This is a genomic window from Sphingomonas mucosissima, from assembly GCF_002197665.1.
Taxonomy (GTDB): Bacteria; Pseudomonadota; Alphaproteobacteria; order Sphingomonadales; family Sphingomonadaceae; genus Sphingomonas; species Sphingomonas mucosissima.
In genome coordinates this window covers 891211-905641 of record NZ_NBBJ01000001.1, presented here as the reverse complement: position 1 = coordinate 905641, position 14431 = coordinate 891211, and the positions used below count along the sequence as shown (strand labels likewise).

Annotated in this window: 15 protein-coding genes; 7 read left to right on the top strand and 8 right to left on the bottom strand. The window is 64.9% G+C overall.

Going from position 1 to position 14431, the window contains the following annotated elements:
- Window positions 1-46: 46 nt before the first annotated feature.
- The 4 genes from SPMU_RS04335 to dcd all read left to right on the top strand — a co-directional run bounded on the left by SPMU_RS04335 (window position 47) and on the right by dcd (window position 3444).
- The gene (locus tag SPMU_RS04335) at window positions 47-664 is read left to right on the top strand and encodes an EF-hand domain-containing protein (RefSeq protein WP_169715634.1); all 618 of its coding nucleotides are present in this window, start codon (window positions 47-49) and stop codon (window positions 662-664) included.
- A 76-nt stretch (window positions 665-740) separates the two neighbouring features.
- Complete coding sequence (locus SPMU_RS04330; protein WP_088333157.1) at window positions 741-1460, top strand: response regulator; 720 nt, start codon at window positions 741-743, stop codon at window positions 1458-1460.
- On the top strand, window positions 1457-2797 hold the full coding sequence (locus SPMU_RS04325) for a sensor histidine kinase (RefSeq protein WP_245832750.1): 1341 nt from the start codon (window positions 1457-1459) through the stop codon (window positions 2795-2797). Before SPMU_RS04330 ends, SPMU_RS04325 begins: the two co-directional genes overlap by 4 nt.
- 92 nt (window positions 2798-2889) lie before the next feature.
- Window positions 2890-3444, top strand: a complete 555-nt coding sequence (gene dcd / locus SPMU_RS04320) for a dCTP deaminase (protein ID WP_088332243.1) — start codon at window positions 2890-2892, stop codon at window positions 3442-3444.
- Window positions 3445-3518: 74 nt separating this feature from the next.
- Here the strand turns inward: dcd and hslO are convergent, their stop codons facing one another.
- The 4 genes from hslO to SPMU_RS04300 form a co-directional block, all read right to left on the bottom strand.
- Window positions 3519-4427: an Hsp33 family molecular chaperone HslO gene (gene hslO / locus SPMU_RS04315; RefSeq protein ID WP_211275739.1), complete on the bottom strand. Its 909-nt coding sequence runs from the start codon at window positions 4425-4427 to the stop codon at window positions 3519-3521.
- Window positions 4428-4553: 126 nt separating this feature from the next.
- Entirely contained in the window at window positions 4554-5474 is a 921-nt protein-coding gene (argF, locus tag SPMU_RS04310) for an ornithine carbamoyltransferase (protein ID WP_088332241.1), read from the bottom strand.
- 127 nt (window positions 5475-5601) lie between these two features.
- Complete coding sequence (locus tag SPMU_RS04305; protein ID WP_088332239.1) at window positions 5602-6792, bottom strand: aspartate aminotransferase family protein; 1191 nt, start codon at window positions 6790-6792, stop codon at window positions 5602-5604.
- A gap of 80 nt (window positions 6793-6872) precedes the next feature.
- Complete coding sequence (locus SPMU_RS04300) at window positions 6873-7937, bottom strand: DUF5694 domain-containing protein (RefSeq protein ID WP_088332237.1); 1065 nt, start codon at window positions 7935-7937, stop codon at window positions 6873-6875.
- Window positions 7938-8017: 80 nt separating this feature from the next.
- Here SPMU_RS04300 and SPMU_RS04295 point away from each other — a divergent pair, with 80 nt between their 5' ends.
- Window positions 8018-8848, top strand: coding sequence for a TIGR00266 family protein (locus SPMU_RS04295; protein ID WP_088332235.1), 831 nt, complete (start codon window positions 8018-8020; stop codon window positions 8846-8848).
- A 98-nt stretch (window positions 8849-8946) separates the two neighbouring features.
- Here SPMU_RS04295 and metK read toward each other — a convergent pair whose 3' ends face one another.
- Both metK and lnt read right to left on the bottom strand, forming a co-directional pair.
- Window positions 8947-10155, bottom strand: a complete 1209-nt coding sequence (gene metK, locus SPMU_RS04290) for a methionine adenosyltransferase (RefSeq protein ID WP_088332233.1) — start codon at window positions 10153-10155, stop codon at window positions 8947-8949.
- A 57-nt stretch (window positions 10156-10212) separates the two neighbouring features.
- Window positions 10213-11766, bottom strand: coding sequence for an apolipoprotein N-acyltransferase (gene lnt / locus SPMU_RS04285; protein WP_088332231.1), 1554 nt, complete (start codon window positions 11764-11766; stop codon window positions 10213-10215).
- A 157-nt stretch (window positions 11767-11923) separates the two neighbouring features.
- Here lnt and SPMU_RS04280 point away from each other — a divergent pair, with 157 nt between their 5' ends.
- Entirely contained in the window at window positions 11924-12370 is a 447-nt protein-coding gene (locus tag SPMU_RS04280; protein ID WP_088332229.1) for a VOC family protein, read from the top strand.
- Window positions 12367-12669, top strand: a complete 303-nt coding sequence (locus SPMU_RS04275; protein ID WP_088332227.1) for a polyhydroxyalkanoic acid system family protein — start codon at window positions 12367-12369, stop codon at window positions 12667-12669. Before SPMU_RS04280 ends, SPMU_RS04275 begins: the two co-directional genes overlap by 4 nt.
- A 65-nt stretch (window positions 12670-12734) precedes the next feature.
- Here the strand turns inward: SPMU_RS04275 and SPMU_RS04270 are convergent, their stop codons facing one another.
- Both SPMU_RS04270 and SPMU_RS04265 read right to left on the bottom strand, forming a co-directional pair.
- A complete protein-coding gene (locus SPMU_RS04270; RefSeq protein ID WP_088332225.1) occupies window positions 12735-13748 on the bottom strand; it encodes an inorganic phosphate transporter in 1014 nt (337 codons plus the stop codon).
- A 15-nt stretch (window positions 13749-13763) separates the two neighbouring features.
- The gene (locus SPMU_RS04265) at window positions 13764-14408 is read right to left on the bottom strand and encodes a DUF47 domain-containing protein (protein ID WP_088332223.1); all 645 of its coding nucleotides are present in this window, start codon (window positions 14406-14408) and stop codon (window positions 13764-13766) included.
- Window positions 14409-14431 lie beyond the last annotated feature (23 nt).

Here is a 14431-nt window from a genome sequence, read left to right as displayed (position 1 = left end):
CGCCATCGACGGGCATCTGCCCGGTCCATACGAAGGATCGCCATCAATGAAACGCCTCATCATCGCCGCCGCGCTCGGCGCTACCGCCATTGCGGGCACCGCAAGCGCGCAGACTTCGACGCAAGCGGGCAACGCTGCGCCGCGCGGGCTGGCCGCCGCCGACCTCAACGGCGACGGCATCATCACCCGCGCAGAAGCGACAGCGGCCGCCGATGCGCTGTTCGCGCGAATGGACAAGAACCGGGACGGCGAGATCTCTGCCGACGAACGCCCTGGCCGGCGCGGTGCCCGGGCTGGAGAGATGACCCAGCAGCAGTTCCGCGAACGGTTCCTCCAGCGGTTTGATCGCGCCGACGCCAACAGGGACGGCCGCCTTGACCAGTCAGAGCGGCAGAACATGGGGGCAAAGCGCGGAGATCGGCGCGGCGGCATGGCGCATCGCGGCGGGGCAGGCGCCCGCGGCGGCATGGGCATGATGATGCACGCCGACGCCAACCGCGACGGCATTCTCACCAAGGCGGAGGCGCTCGCGGCCGCCGGCGCGATGTTCGACCGCGTGGATGCCAACAAGGACGGGCGTATCGATCAGGCGGAGCGTGACGCTGCCCGCGCGCAGATGAAGAGCAAGTGGGCGCAAGGGCGGAACGCGCCAGCAGCGAAGTAATACGCCATCACTCCTGCACCGGGCCGCTCGCGCCCGGTGCTTTTCGCGGAAGGCGGACATGCTAGACGGCAACCTCATGGCCGATACGCCCCATCTCCTCCTCGTCGATGACGAGCGCTCGATCCGCGAACCGCTCGCGCAATATCTCACCAAACAGGGCTTCCGTGTAACTCAGGTGGGCGATGCCGAGGCTGCCCGGACGCGGCTCGGCGCCTATGCGATCGATCTGGTCGTGCTTGATATCATGATGCCGGGCGAGGACGGGCTCAGTCTCTGCCGCTACATTCGCGCCACCAGTGAGACCCCTGTCATTCTCCTCACCGCGCGAACGGAGGAGACCGACCGGATTGTCGGACTGGAGATGGGCGCCGACGATTACATGGTGAAGCCGTTCTCCCCGCGAGAGCTGGCGGCTCGAATCAAGGTGGTGCTTCGTCGGCTCCAGGCCGGCGGTACGCGTCAGCATGCGCCCGATGCGACGGCATACGCCTTTGCCGGCTGGATTTTGAAGACCGGTGAACGCACGCTCGTGGACCACGAAGGCGTCGCGGTTCCGCTCTCTACCGGTGAGTTCAACTTGCTGCACGCGCTGGTCACCAGGCCGCGGCAGGTCCTCACCCGCGATCAGCTGCTCGATCTGACGCAAGGACGAGAGGCGGCGGCGTTCGATCGCGCGATCGACAATCAAGTGAGCCGGCTGCGCAAGAAGATCGAGGCCGATGTGAAAAATCCGCAGCTCATCAAAACGGTATGGGGTGGCGGCTACACGCTGGCGGCGGAAGTCACGCGCTTGTGAAGGCGCTGTTTCCGCGCAACCTGTCGGGGCAATTGGCGCTTCTGCTCGCGCTCGCACTATTCGCGGCGCAGGCGATCAACCTCGCGCTGTTGCTGCGGGAACGCGCGAACTTCCGCCTGGCGCAAACGACCCGCCCTGCCGCAATCCGCATCGCGGACGCGCTGGACCATGCGGGCAATCGGCCGATCCGGGGCGAGCGTAGCCGCGTGCGGCGCCACGAAGCAAACCCCATACCTCTTGGCTTCGAACGGATGCCCAAGGTTGGGGCGGAACTGCGCGAACAATTATCGGAACTGGGGATCTCGCCGCGCCAGATCGACACGGGCATTCGCCTACGGGAGCGCAGCCCACGGAGGCACGATCACCGCTTTGCCGGTCGCACGAGCGACACGCTGATGATCGCTGTGCAGCTACCCAATGGCACCTGGCTGACAACCAACGCGCCGTGGCCGCGACGGGACAACCGGATCCTGTGGGCGCTGCTCGCCCAGACAATCATCATCTATGTCCTTATCTTGCTTCCTGTTCTGTGGATTACCCGCCGTCTCTCACGCCCCTTGCGAGGTTTGGCGGATGCAGCGCGAACGTTCACGCCGCGCAAGGAAATCCCCGCGCTCGCCGTGGAAGGGCCGACCGACGTGCGCGACGTGATCGTGGCGTTCAACGGCCTTGCCCAGCGCGTCACGGCGATGCTGGACGAAAAGGATCGCATGCTGGGTGCCATCGGCCATGACTTGCGGACGCCGCTCGCGGCCCTGCGCGTCCGTATCGAGTCGGTCGAGGACGAGCAGGATCGGGCGCGCATGGCGGAGACGATTGCGGAGATGAGCCGCACGCTCGACGATATCCTGTCGCTTGCTCGCCTGGGTCGCCCCAGTGAGCGGATCACCGAGGTGGATCTCACCGCGCTGGTCGACGCCGTGGTGGAGGATTTCCGCGATCTCGGCGCGGAGGTGGTGTTCGAGGAAGCCGAGCGCATTCGCCTGCATTTGCGCCCGACGCTCTTTCGGCGCGCGGTGCGCAACCTGATCGAAAACGCGCTCAAATACGCCGGCCATGCCGAGGTGACGATTGTGGCCGAACCAACGCAGATCCGCGTCTGCGTCGCAGATCGCGGGCCCGGGATTCCCGAAGAGGCCCTGACGGCGGTCTTCGATCCCTTCACGCGCCTGGAAGTGTCGCGGAGCCGCGAGACGGGTGGCATTGGCCTCGGCCTCGCCCTGGCGCAGGCGATCGTGCACGACGCAGGCGGAACGATCACCCTGTCCAATAGAAGCGGCGGCGGGCTGATGGCGATCATCGCACTCCCGACATCCGAAGCCCCGGCGCGCGGGTAATGGGCGGCTCAGGATGCTCTACCGCGACGTCCTGATCGGGACTTGCCAGCAGAACGCCAGACGGCGAAGAGCGCGGCCGAGGGAGCCTGCACATGTCCATCCTTTCTGACCGCTGGATTCGCGAACAGGCCCTGGCGCACGGCATGATCGAGCCGTTCGTCGAGGCGCAACGACGCGACGGCTGCATCAGCTATGGTCTTAGCTCCTACGGCTATGACGCCCGGGTTGCTGACGATTTCAAGATCTTCACGAACGTCGATTCGGCCACGGTGGACCCCAAGGATTTCGCCGCCAACAGCTTCGTCGATCGCAAGACGGACGTGTGCATCATCCCGCCCAACAGCTTCGCGCTGGCCCGCACGGTGGAATATTTCCGCGTGCCGCGCGACGTGCTGGTCATCTGCCTCGGCAAATCCACCTATGCCCGCTGCGGGATCATCGTGAACGTCACTCCGCTGGAGCCGGGCTGGGAGGGGCATGTGACGCTGGAATTCTCCAACACCACCCCCCTGCCCGCCAAAATCTACGCCAACGAGGGCGCGTGCCAGTTCCTGTTTTTGCAGGGCAACGAGCCTTGCGAGATCAGCTATGCCGATCGCGCCGGCAAGTACATGGGGCAACGCGGCGTCACGCTTCCTCGCCTTTAAGGGCGAGCGAGAAGAGCTTCAGCTATCGCCCGAGGTTCGCATGCTTTTTCCTGCGAGCGATCCTGCCGCGATGATCAATCCACCAGCTCGTCAACCTTGATGGGGAAGGTGCTCGAGCAGAAGGCGCAGTCGACGCCGATCACACCCTCGGCATCGGCCATCGCGCGCTGCTCCTCGACGGGGAATTTCGCCAGCACCGAGCGAATGTAAGCCGCATCGCATCGGCAACCACGCGAAAGGCCGGTGCTGGCGAGCACGCGCACCTCATCCTCTTCGTTGAAGAGGCGCCAAAGCAAAGTCTCGAGCGGCAGTGCGGGATCGGCAAGCTCGTCCGCGCCGAGCGTTGCGCCAAGCGTCGCGACATGTTCCCACTCAGGATGATCCATCTTGGCGTGGAGCCGCTCGCGGCCCTCTTCGCCCTCCGGCAGATGCTGAAGCAACAGCCCGCCCGCGACGCAGCGACCATCGTGCTTGGCAAAACCGACGCGCACCTGGGTCGGGATCTGCTCGGACTGCGCAAAGTAGCTCTGCACCGCGTCGGCGAGACGATTGCCGTCGAGCGGTACGATCCCCTGGTACCGCTCGCCCGTGGCCGCGAGATCAAAGGTGATTGCCAGATAACCTTGGCCGAAAAGCGCAAACAATGTCGGATCGGCCGGCGCCTCGGCGAGACGATCGGCGTCGAACTGGACATAGCCGCGGATCTCGCCGCCGCGATAATCGCACACCAGAAGGCGCACCACGCCATTCCCGCTTTGCGTCTGCAGCGTCAGCTGGCCGTTGACGTCCTTCAGCGTCGCACCGACCAGCGCGGTGAGCGTCAGCGCTTCGGCCAGCAGGGACTCAATCGCCGGCGGATAAGAATGAACGGAAAGGATCGTATCGAGCACCGGGCCGAGCCGCACCATCCGCCCCCGCGCGTGATGCGCAGGGATGGTGAAACCGATCGCGCGGTCGAGGTCGTTCGTCATCGTGTCGGGCATGGTCACCATTTGCGCTGTGCGTGTCGAATCCTCGTCCGCTCTTCCGTGCACGGGGAGCGCAGGCCATAACGGGCTCTGCGCGGACGAGCTTCGTGGGCTCTCAGATGGGAAGCCGATGCCTGGCGATCAACCAATCTGCCCCAGACACCAGCGCAGGATCGATTTCTGTGCATGCAGGCGATTCTCCGCCTCGGCCCAGATCAGCGACTGCGGCCCATCGATCACGTCCGGCGTCACTTCCTCACCGCGGTGGGCAGGCAGGCAGTGGAGGAACTTGGCATCGGGCTTGGCCGTCGCCATCAGCGCGGCGTCGACCTGAAAGGGCATCATCGCTGCCAGCTTCGTATCCGCATGCGCTTGCCCCATCGATATCCAGGTGTCGGTGACGACGACATCGGCGCCTTCGACAGCCTCGCGCGCGTTGCCAACGACGGTCGCGCGCCCCTTACCGAGCGCCAAATCGGCGTTGGAGGGCTGAAAGCCTTGCGGGCAAGCGGCAGCGACATCGAACTGCATCAGCCCCGCCGCCTCGACGATCGAGGCGAGCACGTTATTGCCATCACCCAGCCACGCCACCCTGAGACCCGGCAGCGCCTTGCCCTGTTCGATCACGGTCAGGAGATCCGCGACGATCTGGCACGGGTGAGACGCATCGGTGAGGCCGTTGATCACTGGAACGCTGGCGTAATGCGCCATTTCCTCGACCTTGGCATGCTCGTCGGTGCGGATCATGATCGCGTCGACATAGCCGGACAGCACACGCGCGGTGTCGGCCACCGTCTCGCCGCGGCCGAGCTGCATCTGGCCTGCCTCCATCACGATCGACTGTCCGCCGAGCTGGCGGACCGCCATGTCGAAGGAGACGCGGGTGCGGGTGGAGTTCTTCTCGAAGATCATCGCCAGCACGTGGCCCGCAAGCGGCGCATCGGCATCGATTCGCCCTTTCGTCCAGCCGGCCCGCGCCTGCTTGCGATCGAGCGCGTCGGCGAGAATGGCCGCAATGCCGTCCGCACCGGCATCCGACAGGTTCAGGAAATGGCGGGTCACTTCAGCTTCTCCAACGGCAGATGCGCATCATGGGTAGCCGCAATCCGGCGAAAATCGGCCTCAATCGAATAAGAGTCGGCCGGATCCGGTCGAACGGCTCCGCCGCGATGCGCCGGAGCCTGTTCCATCAATCATCGCTGGCGGGAACGTAGACGCGCGCCGCCTCGCTCAGCTTCTCGATGCACTCGGCGATATGACTTTCGTCGATCACCAGCGGCGGGAGGATGCGGACGACATTCTCACCCGCCGAAACCAGCAGCAGGCCGTGATTGTCGCGCGCGAACTCGACGAAGCGACGGCTGTCGCTCTTGAGCTTGAGGCCAAGCATCAGGCCGTGCCCGCGCACGCTGTCGAATAAATGATCGTGGTTAGGGATCATCTGCTCCAGGCTGGCGCGCAGCCGTTCGCCCATCTGCGTGACATGGTCGAGGAAGTCTTCCTCTAGGATCACGTCGAGCACTGCCTCACCGGCCGCCATCGCGAGTGGATTGCCGCCATAGGTGGAGCCGTGCGTGCCGATCACCATGCCCTTGGCCGCTTCCTCAGTGGCGAGGCAGGCGCCAAGCGGGAAGCCGCCACCGATGCCCTTGGCCGCAGCCATGATGTCGGGCGTGATGCCGTAAAGCTCATGCGCGAACAGCTTGCCGGTGCGGCCATAGCCCGCCTGCACCTCGTCGAGCACCAGCAGCAGGCCATGTTCGTCGCACGCCTTGCGCAGGCCCTGCAGGAACTCCGGCGTCGCGGCGCGAATGCCGCCTTCGCCCTGGATCGGCTCGACCAGGAAGCCAGCGGTGTTCTCGTCGACCAGCGCCAGCGCGCCTTCGAGATCGTTGAACTCGGCATATTTGAAGCCCGGCAGCAGCGGCTCGAACCCGTCGCGCATCTTGGCCTGATTGGTGGCCGAGATGGTGCCGATGGTGCGGCCATGGAACGCCATGGAGAAGGTGATGAGATCGTGGCGCTGGGGATTGCCATTGGCGAAGTGATAACGGCGCGCGGTCTTGATTGCGCACTCCACCGCTTCGGCGCCCGAGTTGGTGAAGAACACCGTATCGGCGAAGGTATTGTCAACCAGCCGCTGCGCGAAATGCTCGCCCTGCGGGCTACCGTACAGGTTGCTGACGTGCATCAGCGTCGCGGCCTGATCGGCGATCGCCTTTGTCAGTTTCGGGTGACCATGGCCGAGCGCGTTCACCGCGATGCCGCTGGCGAAATCCAGAAAACGGCGGCCATCCTCGCTGATCAGATGGCACCCCTCGCCTCGCACTGGCCGCACCCCGCAGCGGGGATAGACGGGCATCAGGGCGGTGATCGACACGGGGCAAACTCCTTGAAAGAGCAAGGGCGGCCCAGCAGGGACCGCCCAGCGACATTACTAAAGGGGTGAAGTATGGAGCGTCAACGCTTCTGAAGAAGCGCGCTCGTATCGGCTACCTTCACGTCGTGCAGGAGACCGAGATACGCCTCATAATAGCCCTTGTGCGATGCGCCGACGATCGTGAGCACGCGCGCGCCCGGCCTTCGCTGCATCACCGCACGAATATTGGCGACCATGCGCAAGTTGCGGGTTTCCCACCAGCCGACATAGCCGCGGCCGTAATGCATCGGCGACGGATCCCGAAGCGCCGCGCCAAAGTCGCTGTCAAAGGCGAGCTGTGCGGTCTTCGGATCATTGTAGTAGCGATAGAGCGCCAGCATCCCGTCCGGCTCGGCCAGACGCGCGTCGAGCGCCTTCGTGTCCGCCTGGCGCCGCCGCGTCGCCGGATTGTCCCACGCCGCGCTCACCGCCTTCCCCGCTGCTTCGTCATCGCCGGCCGTGTCGTCCGCCGTGTGGTCGTCCGTTGGATAAACTCGCTCCAGCCCGAGCCGCGCTGCCAGCGTCGCCGCAATCTGAACATTCTCGTTCTTGCGTTCGCCCGTTTTCTCCAACCGCGCCACCATCGACGCGTTCAGCCCGTCGCCGCTCCGCCGCTCGGCCGGCGCAAGCCGCAGCCATTGCACATAGGCCGACGCCGGATCACCGCCCGCGAGAAACAGCGCCGCCAGCCGGCGCCGCTGACCAGCACTGGGGTCCGCAGGCCACGCGTTCAGCGTTTGCTCGATCGCAAGCGTCGCGCCGGCCATGTCGAGCCCAAGCGCCTTCTGCTCCGCCGCCACATCCGGGCAATAATCATCTGCCGCATTGGCATGCAGCGCGGCAAAGCGCCGCAGATGATCGCATTGTGGGCCGGACAGCGCTTCGATCGTGATCACCTGCGGCTTCCACGCTGCCAGTCGGTCGAGTAGCGGCGCGAGATACTCGGGCCGGAAAGCGTTGGGCATGCTCGAAAGATGCGGCGTGCCAAGTACCAGCACTTCGCTCGCCGGCCCGGCGAAGTCGCGATGGGCACGGGGATCCCATTGCGCCGACGCCGGCGCGCCAGTTCCTGCCAAACCGATCGCCCCCAAAACCGACCACCGCATGATGCTTCTTCCCCCGCTGCTGGCTCTTCGGCTATCAGACGTGTGTTACCTTATCAACACACGCATGAGGGAGAGCGAACATGACATCCGGTCCCTGGTCCCATCACGCCCGCACGGGCCTGTCCGATGACATCGATTTCGAGATCAAGGGACAGGAGCTGCAGTTCGTCGAGATCGAGCTCGATCCTGGCGAAAGCGCGGTGGCGGAGGCTGGCTCCTTTGTGTGGAAGGATGCCTCGATCGACATGACGACCGTGTTCGGGGACGGCTCCGGCGGCAGCGACGGCGGCTTCATGGGGAAGCTGCTGGGTGCCGGCAAACGCCTGGTCACTGGCGAAAGCCTGTTCACCACCGTCTTCACGCATCGCGGCTCTGGCAAGGCGCGAGTCGCGTTTGCCAGCCCGACGCCGGGATCAATCCTGCCGATCCGCCTCGCCGATGTCGGCGGCACCCTTATCTGCCAGAAGGACAGCTTCCTTGCCGCGGCCAAGGGCGTTGCGATCGGCGTCGCGTTTCAGCGGCGGATGATGACGGGCCTGTTCGGCGGCGAGGGCTTTATCATGCAGAAGCTTGAGGGCGACGGCTGGGTCTTCGTCCAGATGGGCGGCACGTTGATGGAGCGGGAGCTTCGCCCCGGCGAGCAACTTCACGTCGACACCGGCTGCCTCGCCGCCTTCACCCCCTCAGTCGATTTCGACCTGGAGATGGTGCGCGGCGTGAAGAGCATGTTCTTCGGCGGCGAAGGCGTGTTCTTCGCGCGGCTGACCGGACCGGGCAAGGTGTGGGTCCAATCGCTGCCGTTCGCGCGGCTTGCGGGCCGCATGATGGCCGCTGCGGGCGGCACCGGTGGCAATCGCGGCGAGGGCTCCGTGCTGGGCGGCCTCGGCGATATCATCGGCGGGCGGGACTGATCCCGCCCGATGCGACACACCAGATTGTGGGGCGTCGCTGTAATCAATTGAGGCGCCGGACCGGCCAATCGCTCGGCCGGCGCCTCACTTCCTGGTGATCAGGCCACCGCGGCCTTCAAATCGTCCACGAGGTCCAGCTTTTCCCAGGGGAAGGAATCGCCGTCCGCCACGCGACCGAAGTGGCCGTAAGCGGCGGTACGCTCATAGATCGGCTTGTTGAGGCCGAGGTGAAGGCGGATGCCGCGCGGTGTCAGGTCGCCCAGCTTTTCGATGCCGGCAATTGCCGCCTCGATCTTGTCGTCACCCACCGTGCCGGTGCCGTGCGTGTCGACATACAGCGACAGCGGCTTGGCAATTCCGATCGCGTAGGCGAGCTGGATCGTGCAGCGCTTGGCAAGCCCGGCCGCGACGATGTTCTTCGCGAGATAGCGCGTGATGTATGCCGCCGAGCGATCGACCTTGGTCGGATCCTTGCCGCTGAACGCGCCGCCGCCATGCGGGCTGGCGCCCCCATAGGTATCGACGATGATCTTGCGGCCCGTCAGGCCCGCGTCACCATCCGGGCCACCGATTTCGAAGCTGCCGGTCGGATTGATGTGATAGACGGTCGCGTCGGACAGCAGCTCGGCTGGCAGGATATCAGCCACCACCTTCTTCACATAAGCGTGAAGCTCGGCTTCCTTGTCGCCCTCGTCATAGCCCTTGGCGTGCTGCGTCGACACGACGATCGCGGTGCAGGCGACCGGCTTGCCGTTTTCAAAGCGCAGCGTGACCTGGCTCTTCGCGTCCGGCTCCAGGAACGGCACTGCGCCCGAATGGCGATCGTCCGCCATGCGCTGCAGGATGCGGTGGCTGTAATAAAGCGTTGCCGGCATCAGATCGGGCGTCTCGTCGCACGCAAAGCCGAACATGATGCCCTGGTCGCCGGCGCCTTCGTCCTTGTTGCCGCTCGCGTCCACGCCTTGCGCGATCTGCACGGACTGGCCGTGGAGATTGTTTTCAAAGCGGAAGGTCTGCCAGTGGAAACCCTCCTGCTCATAGCCGATGCGCTTCACCGTGTTGCGCACGGTCGCTTCGATCTCTTCCTCCGCGCCCGGCGCCCAAGCGCCATTCTCGTACACGCCCTTGCAGCGGATTTCGCCGGCCAGAACCACGAGCTGGGTGGTGGTCAGCGTCTCGCAGGCAATGCGCGCTTCCGGATCCTTGGACAGGAACAGATCGACGATCGCATCCGAAATCTGATCCGCCACCTTGTCAGGATGGCCCTCGGACACGGACTCGCTGGTGAAGAGATACGATTGGCGCATGAGAACTCCGCCTGAGCAATGATGATGAGATAAGGATATAAAGATAGCTTTATATGCCTATCGCGCGCGGCGGCGAATGGCAATGGCCGTGCCGCCCAGCAGAACCGCGACGATTGCGGCCAGCCAATTACCCATTCTGGAGAAAAGCGTCGGCGGCGCTGCCGCGGGAAGCGGTACCTCGATTGCACCCGCCTGCTCATGCGGCACCGCGCCGATCAGGGCGCCATCCGCAGCGATCACCGCGGAGATACCGTTCGGCGTCGCGCGGATCACCGGCAGCCCCTCTTCGATCGCGCGCATCCGCGCCTGGGCGAGATGCTGCGGCGGCCCCCACTTGCCGAACCAGGCATCGTTCGAGGGGTTGAAGATCATGCGCGGGCGCTTCGTGCGATCCACCACCCGGCCCGAGAAGATGATTTCGTAGCAGATCTGGATGCCCACGACCCCGAAGCCGGACACCTCCAGCGCGCGCGGCCCCGGCCCTTCGGCGAAGTCCATCGCACCCGGCACGAGCCGAGCGAGGCCCAGCGGCTTCAGCAGCCACGGGATCGGCAGATATTCGCCATAAGGCACCAGGTGAGCCTTGTCGTAGCGCTCCTTGCCCAGGCGGGCATCCGGGCCGACCGCGAATACCGAGTTGGTTGCCATGACGGCATTGCCCGCCGCGTCGAACTGAAGCGCCGTTCCGCCGGTCAGCAAGGTATCGCGCGGGCCCAGCAGCCGCGCCATGCGCCAGCGCAGGAATGCGGGATCGGTGGGGTAAACGTAATCGGGATAGCCATCTTCCAGGAAGTCGCGGATCACGCCCTCCGGCCAGACGATCAGCCGCGGCGCACGCCCGGGCTTGCCCGAAAGCTCGGACAGCTTCGCAAGCATCATCTCGGTATCGCTCTCCCCGCGCGCATCCTGCGGCACATTGGGCTGCACGACGCGAACAACAGGATGATCCGGCGACACCGTCGCAGCGGTCGCCAGATAGCGATAGCTCATCCATTGAGCGACCAGCAGCGCCGCGACCCCCGCCAGTGCAACGCCAAGCGGCGCGGGCCGTCGCGGGATCAGCAGCAGCGCCCCGGCGAGCAACACCGTCAGCCCGGACAGGGCATAGGTCCCGACCCAAGCCGCTAGAAGTGCGACTGGCTGCACCGGCACCCAGATGACGCTCAGCGGATCCCAGGCATAGCCGGTGAACATCACGCTACGCAGCCATTCGCTGACGATCCATGCCGCGGCAAAGGCAAGCACGAAGCCTGCGTCCGCCTTTGCACCGCGCGCGCGCCAGGCAACCCCGGCGGCGAGCGCTGGGTAGACCGCCAGGTAAAAAGCTAGCGCAAGCGGCGCCGCATAGCCCAGCACCGGCGGCATTTTGTCCTGGAAGTCAAACGCATGCTGGAACCAGTTATTGTTGATCGTGAAGTGACCGACCCCGAACGCCCAGCCCCACCACAGTGCCGCCTTCTGGCTCGGCGCCTGACGCACGATCCACATCCAGCCAGCGACACAGGCCAGCGTCAGCCACCACCATTGCAGGGGTGCGAACCCGCACGCCGCCATCGCTCCCAGGATCAACGATGTCACAGCTGGACGGCGCGAAAGGAAAGACAAAGCCATTGGCGCGCCCGCTACCAAATTTGCCGCGCCGCAGGGAGGGGGCATGGTGACGAATCTCGCGCATTGCTCAGTCCGCGGGCCGAATCGGCGGCAATCGCCTCGCCACTCCCCCTGTCGCCTCTTTTCGCGAGCGACCGGGATCGTGTATCGTTGCACCATGACACTTCGCCCCTTTCATCTCGCCTTTCCCGTTCACGATCTGAATGCCGCACGCGCTTTCTACGGCGACGTGCTCGGCTGCCGCGAAGGGCGATCGAGCGATCGCTGGATCGACTTCGATCTCGCCGGTCACCAGATCGTGGCGCACCTGGACGAAAACGCCCGGCCGGCCGGCGCCAGCAACGCAGTGGACGGGCATGACGTGCCCGTGCCGCATTTCGGCGTCGTGCTGACCATGCCCGATTGGAACAAGCTCGCCGCCCGCGTCGAGCAGGCCGGCATCAGCTTCGGCATCGCCCCGCACATCCGCTTCAAAGGGCAGCCGGGCGAACAGGCGACCATGTTCTTCCGTGATCCCTCGGGCAACGCGCTTGAGTTCAAGGCGTTTGCCGACGACGCGCAGCTCTTTGCAACCGAGCTCGCGCCAAAGGAGAACGCGCAGTGACTGCCCCGATTGAGGTCGACATCCCCCACCGTCTTGGCACGGCTCCCGCAAAGGAGCGGATCGGCAGCAGCTTCGGCAAGCTGGCCGATTTCATCCCTGGCGGCGCCGTTACGGAGCATCGCTGGGATGGCGACACGCTTCACTTCACGGTTGAAGGATTAGGTCAGCGCGTCGGCGCGCGCCTCGACGTCAGCGATGCAAACGTTCACGCGACATTCGAGCTGCCCGCATTCCTGGCGATGTTCTCCGACAAGATCCGCGCCAAGCTTCAGAAGGAAGCGCCTAAGCTGCTGGAATAGCCCCCCTACCAGACTGACGGGCCGCGCCCATCCGAGATGAGCGCCGCCGGTCAGCGAGCAGCGAATCAGAACAACAGCGTCAGCCCGTAGAACAGCGCGCCAACCGCCGCCGAGCACGGAATGGTGATGATCCAGGCGACCACCACGTTGCTCGCCGTGCCCCAGCGCACCGCGGAGGTCCGCCGGGCGACGCCGGCGCCGATGATCGCGCCGGTGATCGTGTGCGTGGTCGACACCGGAATGCCCAAGGCCGAAGCGGTGAACAGCACGATTGAGCCGCCGGTCGAGGCGCTGAAGCCCTGGTGCTGCGACAGCTTGGTGATCCGCGAGCCCATCGTCTCGATGATCTTCCACCCCCCGGAAAGCGTACCGAGGCCGATCGCAACATAGCAGCTGATCGCCACCCAATGCGGCACCTCGAAATCGCCCGAGAGATAGCCGGTGGAATATAGCAGAACGGTGATGATCCCCATCGTCTTTTGCGCATCGTTCAGGCCATGGCTGAGCGAGTAAGCGGCCGACGAGACAAGATGCAGCGCGCGGAAGCTTTTTTCCGCCTGGCGCGCGGTCGAGCGCCGTAGCGCCCAAGTGCTGGCCAGCATGACGGTCAAGGCAAGGATCATTCCCAGCGTCGGCGAGATCACGATCGCCGCCAGCGTCTTGGTAAGCCCGCCTACCTGGATGCTGTTGACGCTGGCGTGGGTGACGCCCGCGCCTACCAAACCCCCGACCAAAGCGTGGCTCGAGGAAGAAGGAATCCCCTTCCGCCAGGTCACGATGTTCCAGAACATCGCGCCGCCAAGCGCGCCGAAGATCACAGCAGGGGTGACAGCATCCTTGTTGATCAGCCCCTTGCCGATCGTTTCTGCCACGGCATGCAAGCTCGGGAAGGCTAGCGTGACGAAATAGGCGGCGAAGTTGAAGAAGCCGGCGAACAGCACCGCCTGCACCGGCGAAAGCAGCCGAGTGGCGACCACGGTCGCGATGGAGTTCGCCGCGTCGTGCAGCCCGTTGAGAAAATCGAACGCCAGCGCAAGGGCGATCAGTCCGATCAGCAGCGGAAGAGCAAGCTCATGCATGTGAGGCTAATTCGCTCAGGAGTGATCGATGACGATGCCGTCGATCTCGTTCGCCACGTCCTCGAACGCGTCGGAGATCTTTTCGAGATGCTTGTAGATCTCGCGCTCGACGACGAACTGCATCGCGTCGCCGCCGCGATGATGTTCGAACAAGCGCTTCAGCCCGCGTTCGTGCATCGCATCGGCTTCGCCTTCTAGCTGCACCAGCCGCTCGGTGAGCTGATGGATGCGCGGGCCATTGCGGGTGATGTCACGCAGTAACTGCATGGCTTCCACGGTCACGGCGGCGGCTTCGGTCATGCTGCTCGCCATCTGGTGCATGTCCGGCGTGAATTCGCGCACGCCGTACAGGCTGACGGCGGTTAGCGCGGCATCCATCGCGTCGATGGCGTCGTCCATGGACCCGATCAGGTCGCTGATCGCGCTCCGGTCGAACGGCGTCAGGAACGTGATTCGCACCGTTTGCAGCACCGTGCGGGTGATATCGTCCGCCTGGTGCTCCAGATCCTTCACCTCGGCGATCACCTTTTCCGGATTGACGTCGCCGGCGAACAGCCGCGTCGTCGCCTCCGCCGCCCGCAGCGTCACCGCCGCATGCGCGTCGAACAGCTCAAAGAAATTGCCGCGCTTCGGGAGGAGGCGCTGGAACCAGGCGAACATTGGAAACGATCCTTGTAGGGAAG

Excerpts from the sequence above, each read along its gene's own strand:
- SPMU_RS04335 (WP_169715634.1), top strand. The coding sequence starts at position 47 with ATGAAACGCCTCATCATCGCCGCCGCGCTCGGCGCTACCGCCATTGCG.
- SPMU_RS04330 (WP_088333157.1), top strand. The coding sequence starts at position 741 with ATGGCCGATACGCCCCATCTCCTCCTCGTCGATGACGAGCGCTCGATC.
- dcd (WP_088332243.1), top strand. The coding sequence starts at position 2,890 with ATGTCCATCCTTTCTGACCGCTGGATTCGCGAACAGGCCCTGGCGCAC.
- hslO (WP_211275739.1), bottom strand. The coding sequence starts at position 4,427 with ATGCCCGACACGATGACGAACGACCTCGACCGCGCGATCGGTTTCACC.
- SPMU_RS04300 (WP_088332237.1), bottom strand. The coding sequence starts at position 7,937 with ATGCGGTGGTCGGTTTTGGGGGCGATCGGTTTGGCAGGAACTGGCGCG.
- SPMU_RS04295 (WP_088332235.1), top strand. The coding sequence starts at position 8,018 with ATGACATCCGGTCCCTGGTCCCATCACGCCCGCACGGGCCTGTCCGAT.
- metK (WP_088332233.1), bottom strand. The coding sequence starts at position 10,155 with ATGCGCCAATCGTATCTCTTCACCAGCGAGTCCGTGTCCGAGGGCCAT.
- lnt (WP_088332231.1), bottom strand. The coding sequence starts at position 11,766 with ATGGCTTTGTCTTTCCTTTCGCGCCGTCCAGCTGTGACATCGTTGATC.
- SPMU_RS04280 (WP_088332229.1), top strand. The coding sequence starts at position 11,924 with ATGACACTTCGCCCCTTTCATCTCGCCTTTCCCGTTCACGATCTGAAT.
- SPMU_RS04270 (WP_088332225.1), bottom strand. The coding sequence starts at position 13,748 with ATGCATGAGCTTGCTCTTCCGCTGCTGATCGGACTGATCGCCCTTGCG.
- SPMU_RS04265 (WP_088332223.1), bottom strand. The coding sequence starts at position 14,408 with ATGTTCGCCTGGTTCCAGCGCCTCCTCCCGAAGCGCGGCAATTTCTTT.